Origin of the sequence: Clostridium sp. YIM B02500, from assembly GCF_022324665.1 — a bacterium.
In the GTDB taxonomy this organism is placed as follows: domain Bacteria; phylum Bacillota; class Clostridia; order Clostridiales; family Clostridiaceae; genus Clostridium; species Clostridium beijerinckii.
Window position 1 is genome coordinate 95,389 of record NZ_JAKGTE010000021.1, and the last position, 6,899, is coordinate 102,287.

The following is a 6,899-nucleotide window of genomic DNA, read 5'->3' on the forward strand; positions in this document are numbered from 1 at the left end:
CAAACGCATGGGACAACCTTTTAAATACTAATTTTTGAATTTATATTTACTATGAAAGTACTCTTCTTGCAATTTCTACTGATTCCTTTGCATCTTTGGCATAGAAGTCTGCACCTATTCTTTCTGCTGTATCTTTTGTAAGTACTGCTCCACCAACAAATATCTTTCCATTGTACCCATCTTCTCTTAGCGCTTTTATTGTTTCCTCCATGCTTTTAAGTGTCGTTGTCATAAGAGCACTTAATCCAATTAAAGATGCATTATGTTTTTTCGCTTCCTCTACAACAGTTTTTATAGGTACATCTTTCCCTAAATCTATCATTTCATAGCCATAGTTTTCTAAGATAACTTTTACTATATTTTTACCTATATCATGAATATCTCCTTTTACTGTAGCTACAATTATCTTACCCTTTGATATAGTTTGAGAATTAGTTCTAGATATTTCTTCCTTCAAAATGCTAAATGAATTTTTTACTGTTTCAGCTGCTTGAATTAGCTGCGGTAAAAAAAGTTCCCCTTTTTCATATTTTTCTCCAACCATATCTAACGCTGGAATTAAATACTCATTAACTATTTCAAGCTCCTTCTTTTCTTTTAATAATTCAACAGTAGCTTGCTTCGCCTCTTCTTTTAGTCCTTTAACGACAATATACTTTAAATCATGAACTGTATTTGTATTTGAATTACTCTTTACTGATCCATTACCTTTAATAGTGACTTCTCTTGATAATTCTACATTTGCATAATTATTAATATAACTTTCAGCGCCTTTATCATGATTATATAAAACATTATATGAATCAATAACTCTAGTCATTCCATTCATATTAGGATTAATTATTGGTAAATCTAGCCCATTGGCAAGAGCCAGCGCCAAGAAAGTTTCATTAATTAATTCTCTATTAGGAAGGCCAAACGATATATTTGAAACTCCAAGTACTGTTTTAACTCCTAATTTCTCTTTAACCATTCTTACAGCTTTTAAAGTTTCTTGAACTTCTTTCTGCTGAGCTGACACAGTTAAAACTAAACAGTCTATAAATACATCTTCTTTTCTTATTCCGTATTCCGCTGCTTTACTTATTATTTTCTCTGCAATCTCAAATCTTTCTTCTGCTTTTGCTGGAATACCTCTTTCATCTAATGTTAAACCTACTACACTTGCGCCGTATTTTTTTACTATAGGAAGTATTCTATCTAAAACTTCATCTTCTCCATTTACAGAATTCAATATAGGTTTTCCATTATAATATCTGAGCCCTGTCTCTATTGCTTTATGATCAGAAGAATCTATTTGAAGTGGTGTATCCATGATGCCTTGAATCTCTCTAATTACTTTATGCATCATATCTGCTTCATCAATTTCAGGTAATCCTACATTAACATCTAGAATGTGAGCTCCAACTTCTATTTGAGAAACAGCTTGATTTAATATATAATCTAAATCTCCATTTTTTAAAGCTTCCTTAAATATCTTTTTGCCTGTAGGGTTAATTCGTTCACCTATTATTCTAACACCATCTATCCTTACTACTTTTGACGGTGTACAAACTGCAGAATAATATTCTTTTTCCATGGACACAAGTTTCTTATTTCTCGTTATTTTATATAATTCCTCGATATATTCTGGACTTGTTCCACAACATCCACCTATCACTCTTACCCCTAGGTCAATTAATCCACATAAAGTATCTGCAAATTCTTCTTTAGTAACATCATATTTTGTTTCATTGCCTATTGATAGTGTTGGAAGTCCTGCATTAGGCTGAACCATTACTGGAATATGTGATAAGCTGCATATCTCTTCAACAATTGGTTTTAGCTGCTTTGGCCCCAAAGAGCAATTAACGCCAAGTGCATCTACTCCTAATCCTTCTAATACAAGTACCATGGCTTCTGGAGTACATCCGGTGAATGTTCTCAAATTTTCTTCAAATGTCATTGTACAAAATATTGGCAAACTTGAATTTTCCTTTGCTGCAATCACTGCGGCCTTAAGTTCGTATAAATCTGTCATTGTTTCAATTAAAATTATATCAACACCAGATTTAACCCCTTGAATTATTTGTCGTTTAAAAATTTCATACGCTCTGTCAAAACTTAGAGTTCCCATAGGCTCTAAAAGTTCCCCTATAGGACCTACATCCAGTGCTATATATGTTTCACTATTTCCTTTAGCTTTTTTTGCGATATTAACTGCCGCATCTATTGCTTCTTCAACTACTAAGCCACAAAGTTTTAGTTTAAGCTCATTAGCACCAAAAGTATTAGTAGTTATTACATTAGCACCGCTAGATATATATTCTCTATGAATTTCTTCTATTATATGTGGCTCTTTTAGATTTAAGATTTCAGGATTTTCTCCTAATTTCAGTCCTTTCTTTTGAAGCATTGTTCCCATAGCTCCATCAAATATTAATATGTTATTTTTTATATATTCCCTAATCCCCACAGATTTCTCCCTCTCTTCTAAAACTGCAATTTTTATAGTTAGTACATTTTTTGCAGCTCTTTATTTTCTTTTTACTTCCACTATTTATTATTCCTATTATTGCTGTAACAGATTTCCTGGGAAATAGTAAATTATTTTCTGATACAATAAGTCCAATTTTTTTCTGAGCATCTAATGCCCTTAAAAAGCTACTTTGAACATCTAACGGCAAATCTCCATAACCTGGACTATACCTAAAAGTTATATCCTTATTATTCAATATAGCTTTTTCCTTAACAATCCTTTCTACATAATCACATACTTCCTCTACTGCCGTTGTAGCACAAGCATCTAATATAAGTGCCTTTGTTAAATTTATTTTTTCATATAATCTCGTTTTTCTTTCCACATCATTTCCCAAAGTTACTGCCATTAATACGCAATGTTCTGAATCTTTAAGATGCTCTTTTATATCTTTTCCATATAAAATTAGTTTTGTATTAACAACCTCTATAGCCTCATCAAGCTGTATTATATCTTTATATTCATACATAAATCTTGGGGTAATTATCTTCTTGATTTCTTCTCTACATTCCTCAATAAGATTTACAATATTTTCATCTATATCCTGTCCTTTATATCCAAGATACCTAAGTACTTCATTCTTGTTTATCTGTAGTTTCAAATCTCCCATATATTAATCACCACCTTATTACGAATCTCAAAGCATTACCATGTCCTATAAATTTTCATTGTTACTCTTCACAATTATTTATATTATCTTTCTTTTTGAGAATTTATTTTAACAAAAAAAGCCTAAAGGTATTCCTTTAGGCTTAAATGCTTTTTAATACCTTATCTACCAGCTTTTACGCTGCAGGATTTAGCACCAAGTAATTCTATAAAATTTACCGGTTGCTGGGTTTCTTCGGGCCAGTCCCTCCACCACTCTTGATAAGTTCCTACATTTTTTAATTATATATTATAATATCTTGTTTGTAAATGTTTCATCTTTAACTTTAAATACTTCACTTAAAATATAAAATGTCTAAATATACTAACTTTATCTTTTAATCAATAGCAATATTATAGAAATCGCACTAAAAGATAAACTTATTAACATTATATAATTTACGACTTGTACAGTAGTAAGACCTCTTTTCTCTAATCTAAAATGTATCTGGCTTCTATCTGCTTGATACACTGGTTTGCCCTCCGAAAATCTTTTAATAATGACAAATAAATTATCAAATATAGGTACTGCTAAAGCAAGTATTGGTATAAATAGACTTAAAACAGTTGCCTGTTTAAATGCCCCCTCCAATGCTGTTATACTTAAAATAAATCCTAAAAAATTAGCTCCAGAATCCCCCATAAAAACTTTTGCCGGGAATCTATTATAATACAAAAATCCCAAAATTGTTCCAACTAACATTATAGATACTAATGCAGAATCACTTTGTTCTAATATAATTGCTGCTAAGAAAAATGTTATTGCAGATATGAGGGATAACCCTCCTGCCAATCCATCCATACCATCAGACCAGTTAATTACAGTTGTAACTCCAAATATCCAAGTTATTGTAAGGATAAATTGTATTGTAGTGTTCAACTCTACATAACTGCCTGTAAAAGGATTTGTAAATCCTTGAAAAAAAACACCTGCCTTAAACACTAAGATTGCAGATAATAGCTGAATAACTAATCTTGGAAATATAGCAAATTCTTTTCCTTTAGTCTTATACCAGTCATCTATTAAACCAATTATTATTATCATTGTTGCTGCAACAAAAACAGTTAATTGCTGCTTCATATCGTCCCTTGGGAATATAAAATACGAAACAAAAAAGCCAAAATATAATGCTAAACCTCCACATAATGGTGTTGGCACTTTATGTTGTTTTCTTTTGCTGGGCTTATCCGTGAAATGTAATTTGTTAGCTAGTTTCATAAGAAATGGCATGGTAATTAATGCAGTTATAAGTGAAATTACCATTGCTAATACATAATCCATCTTTCCTACTCCTTAGTTAAATATACAGTAGTAAATTATATCCAAGTATTCCATCTTGGTTTACTTCCTATTTGATTATACTATTAAAGATATCTTATATCAATTACAAAATTATTACGGTCTAATTAAAAACTAATAACATAATTTTTTCCTCTTAAAACACTACTTCTTTTTCACCTTTAGTTGTATTCCAATATTAAAAACTAACGCAATAGCTAACAAAACTAATGCAACTAACATGATATTATGTAAACCACCGTACATAATCTGTTTCATAAGTGGCAATAAATTTTTAGGTAAATCTCCTGCGCTTTGGGAGTCACTTAATTTATTTAGCGCTTCAATAGTGACTTCGCCATGAGATTCAGCCACACCTTTATTTAAAGCATTATTTAAAATTACTCCATATATTGATGACATAAATGTTTGACTTAAAATACGTAAAAGGTATGCAAATGATGTTGCAATTGGAATATCTCGTTTTTCGGCATCCTGTTGTACACTAATTTGTAATATATTAAAACTTAAACCTAAACCAAACCCTTCAAATGCTCCAGCCATTAATAATACCCACAATGGTACAGTTAATCCTGCTGATACCATGATTCCAAAAGAAATTATAAAAGCTAATGTTCCTAGAGCAACTGTACGATACTTACCCAATCCTGGCTGCATAGCTGGTCCAACTACTGAGCCCAGAAAATTAGTAATAGACCCTGGAATCTGAGTCACCCCTCCAATTAAAGCACTTACTCCTAATAACCCTTGCGCCCACATTGGTATGTATATATTAAAGGCAACAAATGCGCCCCATAAAAGAGAAAATAATATGAAATCAACTACTAATGGCCCATTTTTAAAAAGTCTATTAGGTATTATAGGATCCGCTGCCTTTTCTTCAACTTTAAATAGTACTATCAATAAAATAAGACTTATAATAATCAAACTACTAACCAAGCTTAATGAAGCTGTCTCTATCATTTGAATACCTGTTAAAAGAGTTACCAAGCTAACTATCATAATTACAGCACCTAAGTAATCAATTTTTTCTACCGTAGAAATCTTTTGGGGCTCTTTAAAGAAAATTTGAACACTTAGTATTGAGATAATTGCAATTGGGACATTGATATAGAATACCCAATGCCAACTAAAAGTATCAACTATCCATCCGCCTATTAAAGGCCCTATAATTGCTGCTGCACTAAAGCTTGCTGTCGCATATCCAATGACCTTAGCCCTCTTTCTTAAGTTTGTATACAAATCTGCATAAATGATAAATGGGATAGTGTTCATTCCACCTGCCCCTATTCCCATAATGGTTCTTGCAATAAGAAAAAAAATTATATTACTTGATAATGCCTGAAATATTGAACCAATTGCGAATAATAATGTGGCTATTTGATATGTTCTTCGGTTCCCAATACGCTCTCCTAATTTGCTCCAAAGAGGAGTCACTACTGCCATTCCTAATAAAAAAACAGCTACTATCCACCCCATGTATTGAATTCCATGTAAATCACTTATGATTGCTGGTAATGCTGTGTTTACAATTGTTCCATCTAAACCAGCCATTGCATTTGACAGCAATAACGCAAGTGTTACAATCAAAGTTCCTTTCTTACTCATCCTCTAAAAATTCCTCCTTAGCTAAACTTATTATATTCAGTAATTCATAAAAAAATGCTTTATTATGAATCGGCTAAATACTGTTTTCCTTTGCCAGCATCCTCTCCTCATATCCATCAATTTTATTATCCAACCGTTCCAAGGTTTGCTGCATTTCTTTAATCTTTTGGGCAAGCTTACCGCGTTGTTCTATCAAAAGTTCCTTTCTTGCATTAATTGTAGAGCTTCCTTTTTGAAACATTGATATATACTCTATTAATACTTCGATAGAAAGCCCTGCTCCACGCATACACTTCATAAAATGAACCCAATTACAATCTTCCCCGGTATAATCTCTTATACCACTCGAATTCCTAGACACCGGCGGAATCAAACCGATTCTTTCGTAATATCTCAGTGTATCTGCCGTTATATCGTACTTTTGACTTACTTCAGTAATTGTCATAAAAATCACCTCCTTAATACTTAATGAAATTTTACAATCCAATTCTTTTTAGGAATACATTATTTCTATCTTTATTGTCATATATAACTTATCACTTGAAGTTAACTCCAAGTCAAGATGTTTTTTCGGATCTTCAATAGTTATAAATATAAACAAAAAAACTCTTTACACTTTTTAATTACAATTCAAGTGTAAAGATGATTGATTGTCATATCATTATATCCTAGCCATTCATTTAATTCAAAATCAGATTTTCTTAAAATAACAATAGATTTAAATTTAAATATTAACATATGTTTATATTTAAATTAGGTTGTTGAATAACTAATTTTTACAAATGGTTATTTAAGAAAATATTCTTAGAAATTATATATTCCAAG

5 protein-coding genes and 1 riboswitch are annotated in these 6,899 nt (G+C 31.4%); all 5 genes read right to left on the bottom strand.

Annotation, left to right across the window (positions count from 1 at the left end):
- Positions 1 to 49: 49 nt before the first annotated feature.
- Positions 50 to 2,455, bottom strand: coding sequence for a homocysteine S-methyltransferase family protein (locus L1S46_RS17065; RefSeq protein WP_238900492.1), 2,406 nt, complete (start codon positions 2,453 to 2,455; stop codon positions 50 to 52).
- Entirely contained in the window at positions 2,445 to 3,128 is a 684-nt protein-coding gene (locus tag L1S46_RS17070; protein ID WP_238900493.1) for a vitamin B12 dependent-methionine synthase activation domain-containing protein, read from the bottom strand. The genes L1S46_RS17065 and L1S46_RS17070 overlap by 11 nt, the downstream gene beginning before the upstream one ends.
- Positions 3,129 to 3,286: 158 nt before the next feature.
- A riboswitch (SAM riboswitch) is annotated at positions 3,287 to 3,395 on the bottom strand.
- A gap of 102 nt (positions 3,396 to 3,497) precedes the next feature.
- On the bottom strand, positions 3,498 to 4,448 hold the full coding sequence (locus L1S46_RS17075) for an MraY family glycosyltransferase (RefSeq protein WP_017211490.1): 951 nt from the start codon (positions 4,446 to 4,448) through the stop codon (positions 3,498 to 3,500).
- Positions 4,449 to 4,610: 162 nt separating this feature from the next.
- Positions 4,611 to 6,074 carry an MFS transporter gene (locus tag L1S46_RS17080; RefSeq protein WP_238900494.1) on the bottom strand — a complete coding sequence of 488 codons (1,464 nt, stop codon included), beginning with the start codon at positions 6,072 to 6,074 and terminating at the stop codon, positions 4,611 to 4,613.
- Between the two features lie 73 nt (positions 6,075 to 6,147).
- The gene (locus L1S46_RS17085) at positions 6,148 to 6,519 is read right to left on the bottom strand and encodes a MerR family transcriptional regulator (protein ID WP_236895109.1); all 372 of its coding nucleotides are present in this window, start codon (positions 6,517 to 6,519) and stop codon (positions 6,148 to 6,150) included.
- Positions 6,520 to 6,899 lie beyond the last annotated feature (380 nt).

What these genes read in the sequence shown, in the direction of transcription:
- L1S46_RS17070 (WP_238900493.1), bottom strand. Translation starts at nt 3,128, where the DNA reads ATGGGAGATTTGAAACTACAGATAAACAAGAATGAAGTACTTAGGTAT.
- L1S46_RS17075 (WP_017211490.1), bottom strand. Translation starts at nt 4,448, where the DNA reads ATGGATTATGTATTAGCAATGGTAATTTCACTTATAACTGCATTAATT.
- L1S46_RS17080 (WP_238900494.1), bottom strand. Translation starts at nt 6,074, where the DNA reads ATGAGTAAGAAAGGAACTTTGATTGTAACACTTGCGTTATTGCTGTCA.
- L1S46_RS17085 (WP_236895109.1), bottom strand. Translation starts at nt 6,519, where the DNA reads ATGACAATTACTGAAGTAAGTCAAAAGTACGATATAACGGCAGATACA.